The sequence below is a fragment of the Variovorax paradoxus genome (assembly GCF_022009635.1).
Classification (GTDB): Bacteria; Pseudomonadota; Gammaproteobacteria; order Burkholderiales; family Burkholderiaceae_C; genus Variovorax.
In genome coordinates, this window is record NZ_CP091716.1 from 842,375 (window position 1) to 861,373 (window position 18,999).

At 67.8% G+C, this 18,999-nt stretch carries 20 protein-coding genes; 7 read left to right on the forward strand and 13 right to left on the reverse strand.

The genetic code is table 11. From position 1 onward, the window contains the following. Positions 1-3: 3 nt before the first annotated feature. From L3V85_RS04200 to L3V85_RS04210, 3 genes are read right to left on the reverse strand one after another with little or no spacing between them, the layout of a single operon-like run. Positions 4-798: an ABC transporter permease gene (locus L3V85_RS04200; protein WP_237678152.1), complete on the reverse strand. Its 795-nt coding sequence runs from the start codon at positions 796-798 to the stop codon at positions 4-6. Positions 799-802: 4 nt separating this feature from the next. Beyond that, positions 803-1,663 carry an ABC transporter permease gene (locus L3V85_RS04205; protein WP_237678153.1) on the reverse strand — a complete coding sequence of 287 codons (861 nt, stop codon included), beginning with the start codon at positions 1,661-1,663 and terminating at the stop codon, positions 803-805. Then, entirely contained in the window at positions 1,660-2,733 is a 1,074-nt protein-coding gene (locus tag L3V85_RS04210; RefSeq protein ID WP_237678154.1) for an ABC transporter ATP-binding protein, read from the reverse strand. The genes L3V85_RS04205 and L3V85_RS04210 overlap by 4 nt, the downstream gene beginning before the upstream one ends. Before the next feature lie 217 nt (positions 2,734-2,950). On the opposite strand from L3V85_RS04210, the gene L3V85_RS04215 reads away from it, so the two are divergent. The 5 genes from L3V85_RS04215 (at position 2,951) to L3V85_RS04235 (ending at position 8,255) form a co-directional block, all read left to right on the forward strand. After that, entirely contained in the window at positions 2,951-3,811 is an 861-nt protein-coding gene (locus L3V85_RS04215) for an IclR family transcriptional regulator (protein ID WP_237678155.1), read from the forward strand. Positions 3,812-3,863: 52 nt separating this feature from the next. Further along, complete coding sequence (locus L3V85_RS04220) at positions 3,864-4,283, forward strand: MAPEG family protein (RefSeq protein ID WP_237678156.1); 420 nt, start codon at positions 3,864-3,866, stop codon at positions 4,281-4,283. Between the two features lie 143 nt (positions 4,284-4,426). Further along, positions 4,427-5,959 carry an aldehyde dehydrogenase family protein gene (locus tag L3V85_RS04225; RefSeq protein ID WP_237678157.1) on the forward strand — a complete coding sequence of 511 codons (1,533 nt, stop codon included), beginning with the start codon at positions 4,427-4,429 and terminating at the stop codon, positions 5,957-5,959. Positions 5,960-6,126: 167 nt separating this feature from the next. Next, positions 6,127-7,023: an amino acid ABC transporter substrate-binding protein gene (locus L3V85_RS04230; protein WP_237678158.1), complete on the forward strand. Its 897-nt coding sequence runs from the start codon at positions 6,127-6,129 to the stop codon at positions 7,021-7,023. Next, on the forward strand, positions 7,020-8,255 hold the full coding sequence (locus L3V85_RS04235; protein ID WP_237678159.1) for a pyridoxal phosphate-dependent aminotransferase: 1,236 nt from the start codon (positions 7,020-7,022) through the stop codon (positions 8,253-8,255). Before L3V85_RS04230 ends, L3V85_RS04235 begins: the two co-directional genes overlap by 4 nt. A 25-nt stretch (positions 8,256-8,280) precedes the next feature. Here the strand turns inward: L3V85_RS04235 and L3V85_RS04240 are convergent, their stop codons facing one another. Then, positions 8,281-8,583: a hypothetical protein gene (locus tag L3V85_RS04240; RefSeq protein WP_237678160.1), complete on the reverse strand. Its 303-nt coding sequence runs from the start codon at positions 8,581-8,583 to the stop codon at positions 8,281-8,283. A gap of 18 nt (positions 8,584-8,601) precedes the next feature. Further along, on the reverse strand, positions 8,602-9,837 hold the full coding sequence (locus L3V85_RS04245) for an ammonium transporter (protein WP_237678161.1): 1,236 nt from the start codon (positions 9,835-9,837) through the stop codon (positions 8,602-8,604). A gap of 375 nt (positions 9,838-10,212) precedes the next feature. Here L3V85_RS04245 and L3V85_RS04250 point away from each other — a divergent pair, with 375 nt between their 5' ends. Next, complete coding sequence (locus L3V85_RS04250) at positions 10,213-10,971, forward strand: TSUP family transporter (RefSeq protein ID WP_237678162.1); 759 nt, start codon at positions 10,213-10,215, stop codon at positions 10,969-10,971. Positions 10,972-11,019: 48 nt separating this feature from the next. Here L3V85_RS04250 and L3V85_RS04255 read toward each other — a convergent pair whose 3' ends face one another. The 5 genes from L3V85_RS04255 to L3V85_RS04275 form a co-directional block, all read right to left on the reverse strand. Beyond that, positions 11,020-12,531 (reverse strand): tripartite tricarboxylate transporter permease, encoded by a 1,512-nt coding sequence (locus tag L3V85_RS04255; RefSeq protein ID WP_237678163.1) that lies wholly within the window; start codon positions 12,529-12,531, stop codon positions 11,020-11,022. Between the two features lie 13 nt (positions 12,532-12,544). Continuing rightward, positions 12,545-13,033 (reverse strand): tripartite tricarboxylate transporter TctB family protein, encoded by a 489-nt coding sequence (locus L3V85_RS04260; RefSeq protein WP_237678164.1) that lies wholly within the window; start codon positions 13,031-13,033, stop codon positions 12,545-12,547. Between the two features lie 195 nt (positions 13,034-13,228). Continuing rightward, complete coding sequence (locus L3V85_RS04265) at positions 13,229-13,639, reverse strand: RNA recognition motif domain-containing protein (RefSeq protein WP_237678165.1); 411 nt, start codon at positions 13,637-13,639, stop codon at positions 13,229-13,231. Between the two features lie 180 nt (positions 13,640-13,819). Next, a complete protein-coding gene (locus tag L3V85_RS04270; protein WP_081270675.1) occupies positions 13,820-14,056 on the reverse strand; it encodes a DUF3820 family protein in 237 nt (78 codons plus the stop codon). 20 nt (positions 14,057-14,076) lie between these two features. Continuing rightward, entirely contained in the window at positions 14,077-14,454 is a 378-nt protein-coding gene (locus L3V85_RS04275) for a translation initiation factor Sui1 (RefSeq protein WP_237678166.1), read from the reverse strand. A 49-nt stretch (positions 14,455-14,503) separates the two neighbouring features. Here L3V85_RS04275 and L3V85_RS04280 point away from each other — a divergent pair, with 49 nt between their 5' ends. Then, positions 14,504-15,787 (forward strand): DEAD/DEAH box helicase, encoded by a 1,284-nt coding sequence (locus tag L3V85_RS04280; protein WP_237678167.1) that lies wholly within the window; start codon positions 14,504-14,506, stop codon positions 15,785-15,787. A 32-nt stretch (positions 15,788-15,819) separates the two neighbouring features. Here L3V85_RS04280 and L3V85_RS04285 read toward each other — a convergent pair whose 3' ends face one another. From L3V85_RS04285 to L3V85_RS04295, 3 genes are all read right to left on the reverse strand, one after another. Next, positions 15,820-16,578 (reverse strand): slipin family protein, encoded by a 759-nt coding sequence (locus tag L3V85_RS04285; protein ID WP_237678168.1) that lies wholly within the window; start codon positions 16,576-16,578, stop codon positions 15,820-15,822. 74 nt (positions 16,579-16,652) lie between these two features. After that, a complete protein-coding gene (locus L3V85_RS04290; protein ID WP_237678169.1) occupies positions 16,653-17,828 on the reverse strand; it encodes an acyl-CoA dehydrogenase family protein in 1,176 nt (391 codons plus the stop codon). A 7-nt stretch (positions 17,829-17,835) separates the two neighbouring features. Next, positions 17,836-18,996, reverse strand: a complete 1,161-nt coding sequence (locus tag L3V85_RS04295) for an acyl-CoA dehydrogenase family protein (protein WP_237678170.1) — start codon at positions 18,994-18,996, stop codon at positions 17,836-17,838. Between the last annotated feature and the right edge of the window lie 3 nt (positions 18,997-18,999).

Here is an 18,999-nt window from a genome sequence, read left to right on the forward strand (position 1 = left end):
TTCTTATCTGCGTCCCACCAGCACGCGGTCCAGGCCGTAGATGCGGTCCAGCAGCACCATCGCGCAGGCCGTCACGGCCACCATCAGCGCCGAAACCGCCGCCATCAGCGGATCGATCGATTCGGTCGCGTACATGTACATGCGCACCGGCAGCGTCACCGTGCTCGGCGCGGTCACGAAGATCGACATCGTCACTTCGTCGAAGCTGTTGATGAAGGCCAGCATCCAGCCGCCCGTGACGCCCGGCAGGATCATCGGCAGCGTGATGCGCCGGAACACCGTGGCCTGGCTCGCGCCAAGCGACAGCGCGGCCTGCTCGGCGCTGCGGTCGAAGCCCACCAGCGCCGCCACCACGAGGCGCAGCGTGTAGGGCGTGACGATGAGCGCATGCGCCATCACCAGCCAGCCGAAACTGCCGGTGCCGCCCACCAGCGCGAACAGCCGCAGCAGCGCCACGCCCAGCACCAGGTGCGGCACGATCAGCGGCGACAGGAACAGGCCGTTGAGGAAGTCGCGCCCTGCAAACTCGTAGCGCGTGATCGCCATGCCGGCCGGCACCGCGAGCAGCGTCGCGATGGTGGCCGAGCTGAGCGCCAGCCACAGGCTGTTCCAGAACGACTGCATGAAGTCGGGGTGCGCGAACACCGCCTCGAACCAGCGCAGCGAGAAGCGCGTGGTCGGGATGGTCAGCGTGTTCTCGGGCGTGAACGCCACGATGCACACCACCACCAGCGGCGCCAGCATGAAGACGATGACGAGCGCGTTGAACGCGAGGGCGATGGGGCCGTTCTTGTTCATGGTGTTACCCCAAGGCCTTTTTGTATCGGCCTTCGACCAGACGGTTGTAGCTCAGCATGACCACCAGGTTCGCCACCAGCAGAACCAATGCCACGGCCGCGCCCAGCGGCCAGTTGAGTTCGCTCAGGTATTCGTCGTAGACGATGGTCGCGACCATCTTCAGCCGCCGCCCGCCCAGCAGCCCCGGGATGGCGAACGAGCTCGCGGCCAGGCCGAACACGAGCAGGCTGCCCGAGAGAATGCCCGGCATCACCTGCGGCAGCACGATGCGTCGCAGCGTGGTGAAGGGCGTGGCGTTGAGCGAGAGCGCTGCGTTCTCCACGCCCGGGTCGAGCTTCTGCAGCGATGTCCACACCGGGATCACCATGAAGGGCAGCATCACATGCACCAGCGCGATGACCACGGCGGCGTTGGTGTAGAGGATCTTCACCGGCCCGATGCCCACGAGCCGCAGCAGCGCGTTCACCGCGCCCTCGGGGCCCAGCAGCATGCTCCAGCCGAAGGCCCGCACCACCACCGACACCAGCAGCGGCGCCAGCACCACCAGCAGCAGCGCCGAACGCCAGGGGTTGCGCATGCGGCTGAGCACATAGGCCTCGGGCGCGCCGACGAGCACGCAAATGAGCGTGACCAGCGCCGAGACCCAGAAGGTGCGCCAGAAGATGCCGAGGTAGTACGAATCGGAGAACACCAGCGCGTAGTGCGCGAGCGTGAATTCGCCCGACTTGGGGCCGGTGGCCGGGTCGTACACGTTGAACGACAGCACGGCCGTGAGCGCGAGCGGCACCAGCAGCAGCGCGGTGAACAGCACCAGCGCGGGGCCGGAGAGCCACCACGGGGTGGCCTTGCTTTTCGAAGTGCTCATGCCGCGACGGCCTTTTCTTCCACGGGCAGCAGCCGCATGCAGTGCGCCGGCCAGTCGATGCCGGTGCGGCTGCCTTCTTCCAGCGCGTCGCGCCCGTCGTTGGGGCTCAGCACCGTGAGGTCGCCGACCGGCGTGGCGATGCGGTAGAGCCACTGGCTGCCGAGGAAGAAGCGCTCCTGCACCTCGCCGTCGATGCGGCCCCGGCCTGTTGGCACCAGCTGCAGTTTTTCGGGCCGCACGCTCAGCAGCGCGGCTGTGTCGACGCGAAAGCCGGTGTCGTCCACGTCGAGCGACAGCGCGCCGACCTCCACGCAGGTGCGCGCGGCGCCGCTGCCGGACACGCGGCAGTCGAGCAGGTTGGCCTTGCCCACGAAGGTGGAAATGAAGCGCGTGCTCGGGTGCTCGTACACCCGCTGCGGATGGTCGATCTGCGTGGCGCAGCCGCCTTCCATCACCACCACGCGGTCGCTGATCGACATGGCCTCGCTCTGGTCGTGCGTGACCATCACCGTGGTGGTGCCGACCTTGCGCTGGATCTGGCGCAGCTCGAACTGCATCTCCTCGCGCAGCTTGGCGTCGAGGTTGGACAGGGGCTCGTCCAGCAGCAGCACCGGCGGCTCGATGACGAGCGCGCGCGCCAGCGCCACGCGCTGCCGCTGGCCGCCCGACAGCTCGCGCGGATAGCGCGCGGCGTGCGCTTCCAGGTGCACCAGCGCCAGCGCCTGCTTCACCCGTTCGGTGCGTTCGGCCTTGGGCATCTTGCGCATCTCCAGGCCGAAGCTCACGTTGTCGGCCACCGTCATGTGCGGGAAGAGGGCGTAGGTCTGGAACACGATGCCCAGCCCGCGCGTGTTGGCCTTGGCATGCGTGATGTCCTTGCCCGCGAGTTCGATGCGGCCGCTGCTCACGGCCTCGAAGCCCGCGATCATCTGCAGCGTGGTCGTCTTGCCGCAGCCCGAGGGGCCGAGCAGCGAAACGAACTCGCCCTTTTCCACCGCCAGGTTCATGGCCGACACCGCGCGGGTGGCGCCGTAGAACTTGGTCACGTCGGTGAGCCGGAGGAATGACATGGAACAGGCCTTTCTGCGGGGGCGAAAAGATGGCGTCGGGCACCTTGTTTCAGCTTGGTGCATGCCATGGACAGCTTGCTTCTTTCAATTCACTCTATTGCAACGATTGCGCCAGATCGCCTCGGGTATTCCATTAATCAGAATCTTTCTTCAATTTATTCCATTGAATGAAATATCATGGCCAAAAGGCATCAGTGAAATTCCAAAGGAAGAAGGTATGGAAACCCCATCGGCGGCAACCGCGGCCAGCGGCGGCGTGCCGCGCGTCTTCTCGGTGATTCGCGCGCTCGGCGCGGTGCAGGCCGAAGGCGGGCGCGTGACCCAGATCGCACGTTCCGTGGGCCTGACCCAGGCCACCACGCACCGTCTGCTGCAATCGCTCATGGCCGAGGGCATGGTCGAGCAGGACGAGCGCAGCAAGCTCTACCGACTCAGCATCGATTTCTTCGCGCTCGCCGCGAGCGCGGGCAACCCCGGCGACCTGCGCTCCATTTGCCGGCCGGTGCTGCTGCGGCTGTGCGCGAGCCTGGGCGACAGCATCTTCCTGCTGGCGCGCAGCGGCTTCGACGCGGTGTGCCTGGACAGGAGTGAGGGGCCGTTTCCCATCCGCTCGTTCACGGGCGACATCGGCGGGCGCATCGCGCTGGGCGTGGGGCAGGGCGCACTGGCGATCCTCGCGTTCCTGCCCGAGGCCGAGCGCGAGGAGGTGATCCGCTTCAACCTGTCGCGCGTGCGGGAGTACGGCGTGTACGACGAGGTCTACCTGCGCACCGAGATCGAGCGCGTGCGGCAGCAGGGCTACGCCGGACGCAACACCGGCCTGCTCGAAGGCATGGCCGGCGTGGCCGTGCCGATCCTCGACCGCGAGGGCCGCGCGGTGGCCGCGCTGAGCGTGGGCACCATCGCCGACCGGCTCAACGCCGACCGCATGCCGACGGTGGTCGAGCTGCTCAAGCGCGAGGCGGCCGCCATCGGGCCGAGGATCAATCCGTTCGACGCGACGCTGAGAAGGCCGGCGCAGAGCCTGGCGAGTTCGCCGGCGGGGCAGCGCATTGCGGCGCCGGAGGCGTCGGGCTGAGGCCGCGACCGGCGCCGGGCACGACAATCTCCTGCGTCCGAGGAGCCTCCCCATGACCGACCCTTCGATCCTCTACCCCGTCTTCGCCCTCGCCGGCTGGACCGGCATCGTCCTGCTGCTGATTCCCGTCAAGCGCATCGGCGCGGCCATGCGGCGGGAAGTGGGGCCGGACGATTTCAGGCTCGGCGAATCGACGGCGGTGCCCGACGCGGTGCGCATTCCGAACCGCAACTACATGAACCTGCTGGAACTCCCGGTGCTGTTCTACGTGGTGTGCCTGCTCTCCTATATGGCGGCAACGCCTTCCGCGGCGGCCGTCGCGTTGGCCTGGGCCTACGTGGGCCTGCGCGTGCTGCACAGCGTGGTGCACCTGACCTACAACCACGTGATCCACCGGCTGGTGCTGTTCGCCGCGAGCAACGTCGTGCTGGTGATGCTGTGGGTGTCGGCGGCACTGCGGCTGGTGCGCTGACCGAAGGTGCCGAGGTGGAGTTCCTTCGCGAAACGCATCAAGTCCTTCCATATTTTCACTAGGCAATCGCGCGTAATTCGCAGACATTGGCCGCTTCGAGCCTTGCCCTGTTGCCTTTCTTCTTCCTCTCCGCTGGAGCGCACATGTCCGAAGCCCCCACCTCCCTGCCCGCCGAAGTCGAACACCTGCTGCAACGCCTGGGCGTGCCGCGCGAGGCGCACACCGGCGGCACGCTGACGGTGCGTTCGCCGGTCACGGGCGAGGTGATCGCGCAGGTGCCGCAGACCACGCCGGCCGAGGCCACCGCCGTCATCGGCCGCGCGCACGAGGCCTTCAAGACCTGGCGCAGCATGCCCGCTCCCCGACGCGGCGAACTGGTAAGGCTGCTGGGCGAAGAGCTTCGCGCCGCCAAGCGCGACCTGGGCCTGCTCGTCACGCTCGAGGCCGGCAAGATTCCGTCCGAAGGCGCGGGCGAAGTGCAGGAAATGATCGACATCTGCGACTTCGCGGTGGGCCTGTCGCGCCAGCTCTACGGCCTCACGCTGGCCACCGAGCGCGCCGAGCACCGCATGATGGAAACCTGGCATCCGCTGGGCGTGTGCGGCGTGATCTCGGCCTTCAACTTTCCGGTGGCCGTGTGGTCGTGGAACGCGGCGCTGGCGCTGGTGTGCGGCGACCCGGTGGTGTGGAAGCCGTCTGAAAAAACGCCGCTGACCGCCCTGGCCGTGCATGCCATCGCGCAGCGCGCCATCGCCCGCTTCGGCGACGCGCCCGAAGGCCTGCTGGGCCTGCTGCTGGGTCAGCGCGACATCGGCGAGGTGCTGGTCGACGACCACCGGGTGCCAATCCTCTCGGCCACCGGCTCCACGGCCATGGGCCGCCAGGTCGGGCCGAAGCTCGCCGCGCGCTTTGCCCGCGCGATTCTGGAGCTCGGCGGCAACAACGCCGCCATCGTCACCCCATCGGCCGACCTGGACCTCACGCTGCGCGGCATCGCCTTCGCGGCCATGGGCACGGCCGGCCAGCGCTGCACCACGCTGCGCCGCCTGTTCGTGCACGACAGCGTGTACGACCAGCTGGTGCCCAAGCTCGCCAAGGTCTACGGCAACGTGCGGGTCGGCGACCCGCGCGAGGCCGGCACGCTGGTCGGTCCGCTGATCGACCGCGCGGCTTTCGACGGCATGCAGAAGGCGCTCTCCGAAAGCCGCGAGACCGGCGCCACGGTGCACGGCGGCCAGCGCGTGGAAGGCATCGGCACGCACGACGCCTACTACGTGCGCCCCGCGCTGGTGGAGCTGAAGTCGCATGACGGCCCGGTGCTGCGCGAGACCTTCGCGCCAATCCTGTACGTGGTGCGCTACAGCTCGCTCGACGAGGCCATCGAATGGCACAACGCGGTGGGCGCGGGGCTGTCGTCGTCGATCTTCACGCTGAACATGCGCGAGGCCGAGCGCTTCATGTCGAGCGCGGGTTCCGACTGCGGCATTGCCAACGTCAACATCGGCCCGAGCGGCGCCGAGATCGGCGGTGCCTTCGGCGGCGAGAAGGAAACCGGCGGCGGCCGCGAAGCCGGCTCCGACAGCTGGAAGGCGTACATGCGCCGCGCCACCAACACCATCAACTATTCGACCGCGCTGCCGCTCGCGCAGGGCGTCACTTTCGATATCGAAGAGTAGGGCTCTCCCCCAGGCTTCGCGCACTTCGTGTCGCTTCGCCAACCCCCTTCCGGGGGCGACATCGGCGGCCCGGCAAAGCCGGTTCCGCGATGTCTCACGAATGGGCTGTCCGCTGCTCGCGGGCAGCCTTTGCCTTGCAGATCACAAAACCACAGGAGATAGAACCCATGAACATTCCCTTCAAGACCGCCGCGGCCGTCGCATTGCTTGCGCTCGCGTTCGGCGCCGCTGCGCAGACGGCCACCGGCACGCTCGACAAGATCAAGACCAGCGGCAAGGTCGTGCTGGGCGTGCGCGAAGCCTCGCCGCCCATGGCCTACATGCTGGGCGCGGGCGAGAAGTACGTGGGCTACCACGTCGAGCTGTGCGAGCGCGTGCTCAAGGACATCGCGCCGCAGGCCAAGCTCGAGTACATGGCCGTGACCGCGCAGAACACCATTCCGCTGGTGCAGAACGGCACTCTGGACATCGGCTGCGGCCCCACCACCAACAACATGGCGCGCCAGCAGCTGGTGGCCTTCGCCCTCACCACCTACGTGAGCGAAGTGCGCATGGCCACCAAGGTCGACTCGGGCATCACCACGCTCGACCAGCTGGCGGGCCGCAATGTGTCGGCATCGACCGGCACCACCGCGGTGCAGCTGCTGCGCAAGCGCGAGCGCTCGAACAACGTGTCGTACAAGACCGTGCTCGGCAAGGACCACCTCGAGAGCTTCCTGCAGCTGGAGTCGGGCCGCGCCGACGCCTTCGTGCTCGACGACAACCTTTTGGCCGGCATCATCGCCAACTCGAAGGACCCCGCCTCGTACCGCATCGTCGGCGAGGCGCTGGGCTCGGAACCCATCGCGCTGCTGTTCCGCAAGGACGACCCGGCCTTCAAGACCGCCGTGGACGATTCGCTGCGCCGCATGATGAAGAGCGGCGAGCTCGAGAAGATCTACACCAAGTGGTTCGTCGCCGCCATTCCGCCGAAGAACACCAGCCTGAACCTGCCGATGAGCGCCACGCTCAAGCAGCTGATGGCCGAGCCCAACGACAAGCCGCTGGAGGCCTACGCCAAGTGACCACGGACACCGCAGCGATTGCCGCTGGCGTCTTCGAGCCGGCGCAGCGCGTGCGCGCCATCGGCGTCTCGGAGATCCTGCGCATCACCGACCATGCCAATGCGCTCAAGCGCGCGGGCCGTCCGGTGATCGTGCTGGGCGCGGGCGAGCCCGATTTCGACACGCCGCAGAACGTGCGCGACGCCGCGGTGCGCGCCATCGGCCGCGGCGACACGCGCTACACCGTGCTCGACGGCAGCCCCGCCATGAAGGCGGCGGTGCAGCTGAAGTTCAAGCGCGACAACGCGCTGGAGTTCGCGCTCGACGAGATCAGCGTGAGCGCGGGCGCCAAGCAGGTCATCTTCAACGCGATGATGGCCAGCCTGGATGCCGGCGACGAGGTGATCCTGCCCGCGCCGTACTGGACCTCCTACGCCGACATCGTGCAGGTCTGCGGCGGCGTGCCGGTGCCGGTGGCCTGCACCGAGGCCAACGGCTTCCGGCTCGACGCCGCGCAGCTCGAAGCCGCGATCACGCCGCGCACGCGCTGGATCTTCCTGAACTCGCCGTCGAACCCGAGCGGCGCGGCCTACAGCGCCGCGCAACTCAAGCCGCTGTGCGACGTGCTGCTGCGCCATCCGCGGGTGTGGGTGCTGGCGGACGACATCTACGAGCACATCCTCTACGACGGCCTGGCGTTCGCGACGCCGGCGGTGGTGGAGCCGCGCCTGCGCGAGCGCACGTTGACGGTCAACGGCGTGTCCAAGGCCTATGCGATGACCGGCTGGCGCGTCGGCTACGGCGCGGGTCCGCGCGCGCTGATCGCGGCCATGGCCGTGGTGCAGAGCCAGACGACTTCGTGCCCCTCGTCGATCAGCCAGGCCGCCGCCATCGAGGCGTTGACCGGCCCGCAGGACATCGTGGCCGAGCGCTGCGCCGACTTCCAGGCGCGCCGCGACTTCGTGGTGGCGGCGCTGAACAGCGCGCCGGGCCTGCGCTGCCGCGTGCCCGAGGGCGCGTTCTACACCTTCGCGAGCTGCGCCGGCGTGCTCGGCAAGCGAACCCGCGGCGGCGCGGTGCTGCAGAGCGACAGCGACTTCTGCCGCTATCTGCTGCAGGACTTCGAGGTGGCGGTGGTGCCGGGCAGCGTGTTCGGGCTGGCGCCGTATTTCCGCATCTCGTATGCGACGTCGATGGCGCAGCTGGAAGAGGCTTGCGGGCGCATCGCCTCGGCCTGCAAAGCGCTGGAATGAGCCCGTGGCCGGCGATTGCCGCCGGTCAGCGCAGCCCGCCCACGTACCGGGGCGGCGGCGTGGGCGGCTGCCCGTCGGGCTGGCGGGCAGCCAGCCGGGCCGCGCGCGCCAGCGGCTCCATCGCCTGCTCCAGCCGCGTCGCGAGCTGGTAGAGCTCCTCGTCCTTGGTGTCCGCCGCGTGCGCGCGGGTCATGCGCACGATTTCCGTGGCGTATTCGGCGTTGGTCGCCATCCATTCGGTGTCGGTCACGCGCCCGTGCTTTCGCCGCAGCGCCACATGAAGGCGGGCGGCGAGGGCGATGCGTTCGCTTTCGGACATGGATGGCATGGTTCCTCCGTCTGTGGGTCAACTCCCGAGATGTTCCCTGTGCTGTGCAAGATCGAGGCCCAGCACTTCGCTGTCGGCGTCCACGCGCAGCCCGACCAGCACATGCACCAGGAACAGCACCACCGCCGTTCCCGTGGCGCTGTAGATCGCCACGCTGCCGACCGCGATCGCCTGCGTCAGCACGTCGCCGGTGGCGCCGGAGATGCGCGCGTCGGCGAACACGCCCGTGAGCAGCGCGCCCACGACGCCGCCGATGCCGTGCACGCCGAACACGTCGAGCGAGTCGTCCGCGCCCAGCAGGTGCTTCAGCCCGGTGGCGCCCCAGTAGCAGGCCAGCCCCGCGATGGCGCCGATGGCCAGCGCCGCCAGCGGCGTGACGAAACCGGCCGCCGGCGTGATGGCCACCAGCCCCGCCACCAGGCCCGAGCACAGGCCCAGCAGCGAGGGGCTGCGCCGCACGATCCATTCGCCGACCATCCAGCTCATGGCGCCGGCGGCCGCCGCGATGTGCGTCACCAGCATCGCCAGGCCGGCACGCCCGTCGGCCGCCACCGCCGAGCCCGCATTGAAGCCGAACCATCCGACCCACAGCAGGCCCGCGCCCATCATGGTGAAGGCCAGGCTGTAGGGCTCGAAGGCCTCGCGCCCGTAGCCCTTGCGCGGGCCGAGCGCATAGGCGCACACCAGCCCCGCGATGCCCGCGTTGACGTGCACCACCGAGCCGCCCGCGAAGTCGAGCGCCCCCATCTGCGCGAGCCAGCCGCCCGGCTCCCACACCCAATGGGCGATGGGCGCATAGACCAGCACGCTCCACAGCAGCGCGAACCACAGCACCGCCGAGAAGCGCATGCGCTCCACCAGGGCGCCCAGCACCAGCGCGGTGGTGATGATCGCGAAGGTCAGCTGGAACATCGCGTAGACCGACTCCGGCACGTTGGGCGCGACGTGGCTCACCGCCACCTGGCCGGCGTCCTTCAGGTATTCGAAGCCCGAGAACCAGAAGCGGCCCGCGCCGCCGAGCCATGGCCAGCCCTCGGTGAAGGCCAGCGAATAGCCCACGGCGAACCACGTGAGCGAGACCGCCGCGGCGACCGCCACCACGGCGGCCATCGTGGCCAGCACGCTCTTGCGGCGCACCATGCCCGCGTAGAAGAGCGCGATGCCGGGCAGCGTCATCAGCAGCACCAGCGCGGTCGAGGTCATCATCCAGGCGGTGTCTGCCGCGTTGATGGAGGCTTGCGGTGCCAGTGCCATGGGTGCTTCTTCTTCGAGTGTTGGACTGCGGTCGAACGTGCACAAGTCGTGCCACGTTGTTAACTACCAGAAACACTTTGGTTTGCGAATCTGTCTTCCGGGTTAAGGCAAAGCGGGTAATTCCTAATGCACTGGCCCGGTGCACGCCCTAAAGTCACGCCACTCGCGAACGGGCCCTGCTCGTGCTGCCGAGGGTCCGAGGAGACAGTTTCCAAGCAACTAGAAAAAAATGCTTCAAAGGCTCCGTACGAGATGCCGGGTTTGAGTTTGAAAGGCGCCGCTGGTCGGCGCCTTTTTTATGCCCGCGCGACCTGAAGCATCGCTGTCTTCTGCTCCTTTTTTGGTAGCGCCGCCGGGTGAGACAATCCGCCCCCTATGGAAATGCTGGTGGTGACGGGCGCCTCGCTGCTCGCGGGTTTTGTCGATTCGATCGTGGGCGGAGGCGGGCTGATCCTGGTGCCGGCGTTGTTTGCCGTGTTCCCCGGCGCACCACCGGCCACGCTGCTGGGCACCAACAAGAGTGCGTCGATATGGGGCACGGCCGCCGCCGCCGCGCAATTCAGCCAGCGGGTGCAGATGCGCTGGGGCGCCCTGTGGCCGGCCGCGCTGCTCGGTTTCGTGGGCTCGATGCTGGGCGCCTGGGGCGTCACGATGTTTCCGGGCGACTTCCTGCGCCGGGCGCTCCCGGTCATTCTGCTGGGCGTGCTGCTCTACACGCTGGCGCGCAAGGACATGGGCCGGCTGCACGCGCCGCGCTTCAGCGGCCGCGCCGAGACCCTGGCGGCCTGCGCCATCGGCCTGTCGATCGGGTTCTACGACGGCTTCTTCGGCCCGGGCGCCGGCAGCTTCCTGGTGTTCCTGTTCGTGCGCTGGATGGGCTACGACTTCCTCAACGCCTCCGCCTCGGCCAAGATCATCAACACCCTGACCAACGCCGCCGCGCTGATCTTGCTGGCCGCCAAGGGCCACGTCTGGTGGCACTACGGGCTGGTGATGGCGGTGGCCAACGTGGCCGGCAGCCTGCTGGGCACGCGCGTGGCGCTCAGGCACGGCGCGGGCTTCGTGCGGGTGGTGTTCATCGTGGTGGTGAGCGCGCTGATCCTCAAGACCGCCTACGACGCCTTCCTGAAATGAAAAAGCCCCCGCCGGGGCGGAGGCTTGCGGTTCTGGCGGCGGGGAGGATCAGTCTTCGACGAAGGCTTCCTCGCGCTTGGCCTTGATGGCCGGGAGCAGCACGATGCCCAGCAGCGCCACCGCGGCCACCAGCAGTCCGGCCGACAGCGGGCGCGTGACGAACACGCTCCACGCGCCGCGCGACAGCAGCAGCGCGCGTCGCAGGTTCTCTTCCATCATCGGCCCGAGGATGAAGCCCAGCAGCAGCGGCGCCGGCTCGGTGCGCAGCTTGATGAACAGGTAGCCGATGAAGCCGAAGGCCGCCACCATCCACACGTCGAAGGTGTTGTTGTTGGTCGAGTACACGCCGATGGCGCAGAACAGCACGATGGCGGGGAACAGGAACTTGTAGGGCACCGTCAGCAGCTTGATCCACATGCCGATCAGCGGCAGGTTCAGGATGATCAGCATCGCGTTGCCGATCCACATCGAGGCGATCAGGCCCCAGAACAGCTCGGGGTTGCTGGTCATCACCTGCGGGCCGGGCTGGATGTTGTGGATGGTCATCGCGCCCACCATCAGCGCCATCACGGCGTTGGGCGGAATGCCCAGCGTCAGGAGCGGGATGAAGGAGGTTTGCGCGCCGGCGTTGTTGGCCGACTCGGGCGACGCCACGCCGCGGATGTTGCCCTTGCCGAAGGGCACTTCGCCGGGGCGCATGCGGATCTTCTTTTCCAGCGCATACGAGGCGAACGAGGCCAGCAGCGCGCCGCCGCCCGGCAGGATGCCGAGGGCGGAGCCCAGCGCGGTGCCGCGCAGTACGGCGGGCGTCATGCGCTTGAAGTCGTCCTTGGTGGGCCACAGGCCCTTGACCTTGTGCGTGAACACTTCGCGCTCGTCGTCCGGCTGCGAGAGGTTGCCGATGATTTCGCCGTAGCCGAACACGCCCATGGCGATGACCACGAAGCCGATGCCGTCGGTCAGTTCCGGAATGTCGAAGCTGTAGCGCGCCACGCCCGAGTTCACGTCGGTGCCGACGATGCCCAGCAGCAGGCCCAGCACGATCATGGCCACCGCCTTGATCAGCGAGCCCGAGGCCAGCACCACGGCGCCGATCAGGCCCAGCACCATCAGCGAGAAGTACTCGGCCGGGCCGAACTTGAAGGCCAGTTCGGTGAGCGGCGGCGCGAAGGCCGCCAGGATCAGCGTACCGACGCAACCCGCGAAGAACGAGCCCAGGCCCGCCGCGGCCAGCGCCGGACCCGCTCGGCCCTGCCTGGCCATCTGGTAGCCGTCGATGCAGGTGACCACCGAGGACGACTCGCCCGGCAGGTTGACCAGAATGGCCGTGGTCGAGCCGCCGTACTGCGCGCCGTAGTAGATGCCGGCCAGCATGATCAGCGCCGACACGGGGGGCAGCGCATAGGTGGCGGGCAGCAGCATCGCGATGGTCGCGACCGGGCCGATGCCGGGGAGCACGCCGATCAGCGTACCCAGAATACAGCCGACCAGGCAGTACAGCAGGTTGGTGAAGGTAAAGGCAACGCCGAAACCGATGGAGAGGTTGTGGATCAGGTCCATGGTGTTTCTCTCCTCAGCCCGAAATGAAAGTGGGCCAGACCTGGATCTGGAGCTTCAGCGCCCAGATGAAGGCCACATAGCTGCCGGCCGCCAGGATGGTCGAGAGAATCAGCACGTCGCGCAGCTTGAAGTGCTCGCCCGCCATGCTCGAGATGATCGTGAGCGCGTAGATCGCGATGATCATGCCCATGGCCGGCACGCCGATGCTGGGCAGCCCGCCCAGCAGCACGCCGAAGGCCAGGTTGGCGCCGAGCACGAAGGCCAGCGGCTTCCAGGCCCATTTGCCGATCGGGTCGCCGTCGGTGGTTTCCACCACCATCGCCTGGAACATGATGATGACCCCGAGGACGGCCAGCAGGATGCCGAGCATCAACGGGAAGTAGCCGGGGCCCATGCGGGCGCCGTTGCCGATGGTGTAGGTGGTCGCGCCTATCGCGAACGCGCCCCCCACGGTGGTGAACATGACTCCTGAAAAGAAGTCTGCCTGACTCTTGATGCGCACTGTCTCTCTCCTCTTGTTATGAAGGGGGGAGGGTCGTCGTCCGAGCCTGACCGTTGGCTGACCATTTCGCTACGCAAAAATGCTTACCGGGTTTGCATGGGGTCCTGTTTGCAGGGTTGGCGCACCAATGAAAAAAGCTCCCGAAGGAGCTTTTTTCATTCAGAGAGCCGGAGCTCTCGGAGTGTGGGTGAGGGCTTAGTAGCCGCCGCGACCACCGCCGCCGCCGCCGTAGCCGCCGCCACCACCGCTGCGGCCACCGCCGCCGCCGCCGTAACCGCCGCCACCACCACCGCCGTAGCCGCCACCGCCGCCACCACCGTAGCCGCCGCCGCCACCACCGCTACGGGGGGGACGAGCTTCCATCGGACGGGCTTCGTTCACCGTCAGGGCGCGGCCCTGGAGCGAATGGCCGTTCATGGCTTCAATGGCTGCGAGTGCTTCGGCATCCGAACCCATTTCGACAAAGCCGAAGCCCTTCGAACGGCCGGTGTCACGTTCCATCATGACCTTGGCGCTGACGATCGAGCCGAACTCGCCGAAAGCCTGTTCCAGGTCGTTGTCACGCACGGAGTAGGCGAGGTTGCCTACGTAGAGTTTCTTGCCCATTGAGGGACTCCTAATTCAAACCAACAAAACAAAGCGATGGAGTCCCAGAATCACAACAAACAAAATGCGCTGTGGCGCGAAACTGACCGATCACTAAATTACGTGCACGGGAGGCAAAGCTCACAGACACGTAGGCCGGATTATCCAGCCCAATTGCAAAAAGGGTTGGAAATTCGTGTGTTATTGAGAAACATCCCGAGGCGACGGGCGGTTTCGCAACGGTTTCAGGAGGTCCGAGAGCCCGTTGTGGTCTATTTCATGCATCAAGGCGAGCAGCCGGCCAATTTCTCCCGAGGGAAAACCCTCGCGTGCAAACCAGGTCAGGTAATTTCCGGGCAAATCGGCAATCAGCGTGCCCTTGTGCTTGCCGAAAGGCATTTGGAGCGTCACGAGCCGCTGCAGGTCTTCGGGGTTCATCGGCGGTTGCCTCCTTCTCTCTAGCCGCCTGCGCGCTTGACCGTGTGGCCCTGCTTCACGAGCGCCGCGATCACCAGTTCGCGGTGATCGCCCTGGATTTCGATCACGCCGTCCTTCACCGTGCCGCCCGAGCCGCAGGCCGTTTTCAGCTGCTTGCCCAGCGCCGTGAGCCCAGCGGCGTCGAGCGCGACGCCCTTGACCACCGTCACGCCCTTGCCTTTGCGTCCCTTGGTCTCGTGCGATACACGCACAATGCCGTCAGTGGCCGGCAGGCGCGCATTGAGTTCCTTGCAGCGGCACTGCGCCACCGGCGCCCCGCAGCCGGGGCACATGCGGCCGCCCGCCTCGGTGGAATACACCAGGGTGCTGCCGGCCTGATTGCTTTTCGTCGTCGCCATTCGATCCATCTCTTCTCTGTTACCGGGTTTCTCTCTGCTGTCTGCTCACATGCCATTCGATTCACTGGGCCTGGCCCCCGCGCTCGTGCACGCCGCCGCCGAAAGCGGCTATGCCGCACCGACCGCCATCCAGGCCGCGGCCATCCCCGCGATTCTGCAAGGTCGCGACGTGCGGGGCTCGGCGCAGACCGGCTCCGGCAAGACCGCCGCATTTTCCCTGCCGCTGCTGCAGCGCCTGGGCGCCGAGCGCCCGCCAGGCTCCACGCGCCGCGTACGCGCCCTGGTGCTCGTGCCCACGCGCGAGCTCGCGGCCCAGGTCGGCGAAACCCTGCGCAGCCTCGCGCAGCATCTGCCAGAGCGGCTGAAGATCGTCGTCGCCTTCGGCGGCGTGTCGATCAACCCGCAGATGATGAGCCTGCGCGGCGGCGCCGACATCGTCGTCGCCACCCCGGGCCGGCTGCTCGACCTGGCCGACCACAACGCGCTGCGGCTCGACGCCGTGGCCACGCTGGTGCTCGACGAGGCCGACCGCCTGTTCGACCTCGGCTTTGCCGAAGAGCTGGGCCGCATCCTCGCGCTGCTGCCCAGGCAGCGCCAGAACCTGCTGTTCTCCGCCACCTTCCCGCCCGCCATCCAGGCGCTGGCCGACGCCACGTTGCGCGACCCCGCCGTCATCGACGTGCAGGGCGAGCCCGGCACCGAGCCCAACATCGTGCAGCGCGTGATCGAGGTCGATGCCGCGCGCCGCACGCAGCTGCTGCGCCACCTGCTCAAGCAGCACGAAGGCGAATGGGACCGCGTGCTGGTCTTCGTCGCCACGCAGCATGCCGCGCAGACCGTGGCCGAGAAGCTCTACAAGAACGGCATCTACGCCGTGCCCTTCCACGGCGACATCGCGCAGGGCACGCGCACCGACATCCTTGCGCAGTTCAAGCAGAGCCGCTGGGACGTGGTGATCGCCACCGACCTGGCCGCGCGCGGCATCGACATCGCGCAGCTGCCGGTGGTCATCAACTACGACCTGCCGCGCTCGCCGACCGACTACATCCACCGCATCGGCAGAACCGGCCGCGCGGGCGAGAGCGGCTTGGCGATCAGTTTCGTGAGCGCGGCGAGCGAGGCGCACTTCCGCCTGATCGAGAAGCGCCAGGGACTGAGCCTGCCGCGCGAGCGCGTCGAAGGCTTCGAGCCGACCGAAGTGGCGCCACCGGTGGTCGATGCCTCGGGCACCGGCGGCATCAAGGGCAAGCGCCCGAGCAAGAAGGACAAGCTGCGCGCCGCGGCCGCGAAAGCCGCGGCACGGGAAGAGGTCGCCGGCAAGAGCGGCGGCTGACCAGCCCGCAAGAGGCCTGCAGCAAGCCCGGCTCAACCGCCCTTGTCGAACAGCCCCTTCACCAGATCCATCGGCAGCGGGAACACGATCGTCGTGTTCTTGTCCGCGCCGATCACGGTGAGCGTTTCCAGGTAGCGCAGCTGAATGGCCTGCGGCTCCTGCGCCAGCACGCGCGCGGCCTGGAACAGCTTTTCGGAGGCCTGCAGCTCGCCTTCGGCGTGGATCACCTTGGCGCGGCGCTCGCGTTCCGCCTCGGCCTGCCGCGCGATGGCGCGCACCATCGATTCGGTCAGGTCGATCTGCTTGATCTCCACGTTCGACACCTTGATGCCCCACGAGGTCGTCTGCGCATCGAGCGACTCGCGCACGTCCAGGTTGAGCTGCTCGCGCTCCGCCAGCATGTCGTCGAGCTGGTGCTTGCCCAGCACCGAACGCAGCGTGGTCTGCGCCAGCTGGCTGGTGGCGTTGAAGAAGTCCTTGACCTCGATGATGGCTTTCTCGGCATCGACGATGCGGAAGTAGACGACCGCGCTGACCTTCACCGACACGTTGTCGCGCGAGATCACGTCCTGCGTGGGCACTTCGAGCACCACGGTGCGCAGGTCGACCCGCACCACCTGCTGGATGGCGGGCACCACGATCACGAAGCCGGGGCCGGCCACCTTCCAGAAGCGCCCGAGGGTGAACACGATGCCGCGCTCGTACTCCCGGAAGATCCATATCGCCGAAAAGAGCAGCACCACCAACAGGACAAGGATGGCGGCGCCGATGCCGGAGCTGAGGGAAAGCATGTCGGTCTCCTGCGACCCAGCGAGAGTGCTGGAACGTTGGACACCCGGCGCGCGGCGGCGTTCCGCGCCCCGGCCTACCAGCCCATCTGCTTGGCGGCCAGCTCCTTCATGATGTCCTCGGCGCCGCCGCCGATCATCATCACCTTCACCTCGCGGTAGATGCGCTCGCTGACCGTGCCGCGCATGAAGCCCATGCCGCCGAGGATCTGCACCGCCTGGTCGGCGCAGAACTGCATGGTCTGCGTGGCGTGGTTCTTCAGCATGCAGATCTGCGCCACCCACTCCGGCGCGTTGAAGCGCCCGGCCGCTTCCAGCGCATCGCCCTCGGCCGACACCGCCTCTATCCAGGCCTCGGTGGAGGCGATGCGCATCCGCATGTCGACCAGCTTGTGGCGCACAGCCTGGTGCTCGATGAGCGCGGCGCCGAAGGCCTTGCGCTCGCGCGCCCAGGCCAGCGCCTCGTCGAGGCAGGCCTGCGCGAAGCCCAGCGCGCCCGCCGCCAGGCCGATGCGCTCGCCGTTGAAGTTGCCCATGACCATGCGGAAGCCTTCGCCCTCGTTCCCGAGAAGGTAGCGCGCCGGCACGCGCACGTTGTCGAAGTGCAGCGTAGCGGTGTCGGAGCACAGCCAGCCCATCTTCGACAGGCGCGTGCGCGAGAGGCCGGCCGCGTCGCCCGGCACCAGCAGCATCGAGATGCCGCCCGCGCCGCGCCCCTCGCCGGTGCGAACCGCCACGGTGATCCAGTCGGCGCGCATGCCCGAGGTGATGAAGGTCTTCTCGCCGTTCACCACGTAGTGATCGCCATCGCCGTCCGGGACTCGCCGAGCCGTGGTGCGCAGCGCGGCCACGTCGGAGCCGCCGCCGGGCTCCGTGATGGCCAGCGCCGCGATCTTCTCGCCGCGCAGCACCGGCGGCGCCACTTCCTCGCGCACCGCGTCGCTGCCGTGCAGCACCACCGGTGGCAAGCCGATGTTGTGCGAGAACAGGCTCGCGAGCACGCCGCCGCTCCTGCCGTGGCTCGCGAGCGCCACCCACGCCGGCAGCTTGAGCGCGTACGAGGCGGGCGTGCCGCCCAGCGCCTCGGGATAACCCAGGCCGAGCAGGCCCAGCTCGGCGGCGCGCGTGTAAAGCGCGCGCGGGAACTCGCCCGCGTCGTCCCACGCCTGCACGTTCGGTGCGATCTCGTTCTCGGCGAAGCGCCGCACCGTGTCGGCCAGTGCCGCGCGGTCGGCCTGCAGTTCGGCGTTCATGGTGTGTTCAACCGCGCGGTGGCCGCTTGGCGATGCCCATGGTCTTCGCGAGGATGCCCAGCATCACCTCGTCCGCGCCGCCGCCGATGGAGCCCAGCCGGCCGTCGCGGAAAAGCCGCGACACGCGGTTCTCCAGCGTGAAGCCCATGCCGCCCCAGAACTGCAGGCAGGTGTCGGCCACCTGCCGCGTGAGGCGTCCGGTCTTGAGCTTGGCCATCGACGCGAGCTCGAGCACGTCCTGGCCCTGCACATGCAGGTCGCAGGCGCGGTAGGTGAGCGCGCGCAGCGCTTCCACCTCGGTCTTCAGCTCGGCCAGCTTGAACTGCACCCACTGCTGGTCGGCCAGCGTGGCGCCGAACATGCTGCGCTGCTGCGCCCACTCGATGGTCTGGGCGATGCAGTCTTCCATCGGCTCCAGCGAACTCGCCGCCGCCCAGAGCCGCTCTTCCTGGAACTGCTGCATCTGGTAGACGAAGCCCTGGCCCTCCTCGCCCACGCGGTAGCGCTGCGGCACGCGTACGTTGTCGAAGTAGATGAGGCCGGTGTCGCTCGAATTCATGCCTATCTTGCGGATCTTCTTCGCCTTCTCGATGCCGGGGCTGTCCATCGGCACCATCACCAGCGACTTGTTGCGGTGCACCGGGCCGTCGCTGGTGTTGACCAGCATGCACATCCAGTCGGCCTGCAGGCTGTTGGTGATCCACATCTTCTGGCCGCTGATGAGGTAGTCGCCGCCGTCCTTGCGCGCATGGCTCTTCAGGCCCGCCACGTCGCTGCCCGCGCCGGGCTCGCTCACGCCGATGCAGCCGACCATGTCGCCCGCGATGGCCGGCGCGAGGAACTCGCGGCGCAGCTCGTCGCTGCCGAATCGCGCGAGCGCCGGCGTGCACATGTCGGTCTGCACGCCGATGGCCATCGGCACGCCGCCGCAGCTGATGTGGCCCAGCGCCTCGGCCATGGCCATGGCATACGAATAGTCGAGCCCGCCGCCGCCGAAGGCCTCGGGCTTGTTCAGGCCCAGCAGGCCCAGGTTGCCGAGCTTCTTGAAGATCTCGTGCGCGGGAAAGATCTCGGCTTCTTCCCATTCGTCCACGCGCGGGTTGATTTCTTCGTCGATGAAGCGGCGCAGCGTTTTCTGGATCTCGAGGTGTTCGTGCGTGTACTGCATGGG

Bases quoted from the DNA above. Each gene is read 5' to 3' on its own strand.
- L3V85_RS04200 (WP_237678152.1), bottom strand. From the start codon at position 798: ATGAACAAGAACGGCCCCATCGCCCTCGCGTTCAACGCGCTCGTCATC.
- L3V85_RS04205 (WP_237678153.1), bottom strand. From the start codon at position 1,663: ATGAGCACTTCGAAAAGCAAGGCCACCCCGTGGTGGCTCTCCGGCCCC.
- L3V85_RS04210 (WP_237678154.1), bottom strand. From the start codon at position 2,733: ATGTCATTCCTCCGGCTCACCGACGTGACCAAGTTCTACGGCGCCACC.
- L3V85_RS04215 (WP_237678155.1), top strand. From the start codon at position 2,951: ATGGAAACCCCATCGGCGGCAACCGCGGCCAGCGGCGGCGTGCCGCGC.
- L3V85_RS04220 (WP_237678156.1), top strand. From the start codon at position 3,864: ATGACCGACCCTTCGATCCTCTACCCCGTCTTCGCCCTCGCCGGCTGG.
- L3V85_RS04225 (WP_237678157.1), top strand. From the start codon at position 4,427: ATGTCCGAAGCCCCCACCTCCCTGCCCGCCGAAGTCGAACACCTGCTG.
- L3V85_RS04230 (WP_237678158.1), top strand. From the start codon at position 6,127: ATGAACATTCCCTTCAAGACCGCCGCGGCCGTCGCATTGCTTGCGCTC.
- L3V85_RS04240 (WP_237678160.1), bottom strand. From the start codon at position 8,583: ATGCCATCCATGTCCGAAAGCGAACGCATCGCCCTCGCCGCCCGCCTT.
- L3V85_RS04245 (WP_237678161.1), bottom strand. From the start codon at position 9,837: ATGGCACTGGCACCGCAAGCCTCCATCAACGCGGCAGACACCGCCTGG.
- L3V85_RS04250 (WP_237678162.1), top strand. From the start codon at position 10,213: ATGGAAATGCTGGTGGTGACGGGCGCCTCGCTGCTCGCGGGTTTTGTC.
- L3V85_RS04255 (WP_237678163.1), bottom strand. From the start codon at position 12,531: ATGGACCTGATCCACAACCTCTCCATCGGTTTCGGCGTTGCCTTTACC.
- L3V85_RS04265 (WP_237678165.1), bottom strand. From the start codon at position 13,639: ATGGGCAAGAAACTCTACGTAGGCAACCTCGCCTACTCCGTGCGTGAC.
- L3V85_RS04270 (WP_081270675.1), bottom strand. From the start codon at position 14,056: ATGAACCCCGAAGACCTGCAGCGGCTCGTGACGCTCCAAATGCCTTTC.
- L3V85_RS04275 (WP_237678166.1), bottom strand. From the start codon at position 14,454: ATGGCGACGACGAAAAGCAATCAGGCCGGCAGCACCCTGGTGTATTCC.
- L3V85_RS04280 (WP_237678167.1), top strand. From the start codon at position 14,504: ATGCCATTCGATTCACTGGGCCTGGCCCCCGCGCTCGTGCACGCCGCC.
- L3V85_RS04285 (WP_237678168.1), bottom strand. From the start codon at position 16,578: ATGCTTTCCCTCAGCTCCGGCATCGGCGCCGCCATCCTTGTCCTGTTG.
- L3V85_RS04290 (WP_237678169.1), bottom strand. From the start codon at position 17,828: ATGAACGCCGAACTGCAGGCCGACCGCGCGGCACTGGCCGACACGGTG.
- L3V85_RS04295 (WP_237678170.1), bottom strand. From the start codon at position 18,996: ATGCAGTACACGCACGAACACCTCGAGATCCAGAAAACGCTGCGCCGC.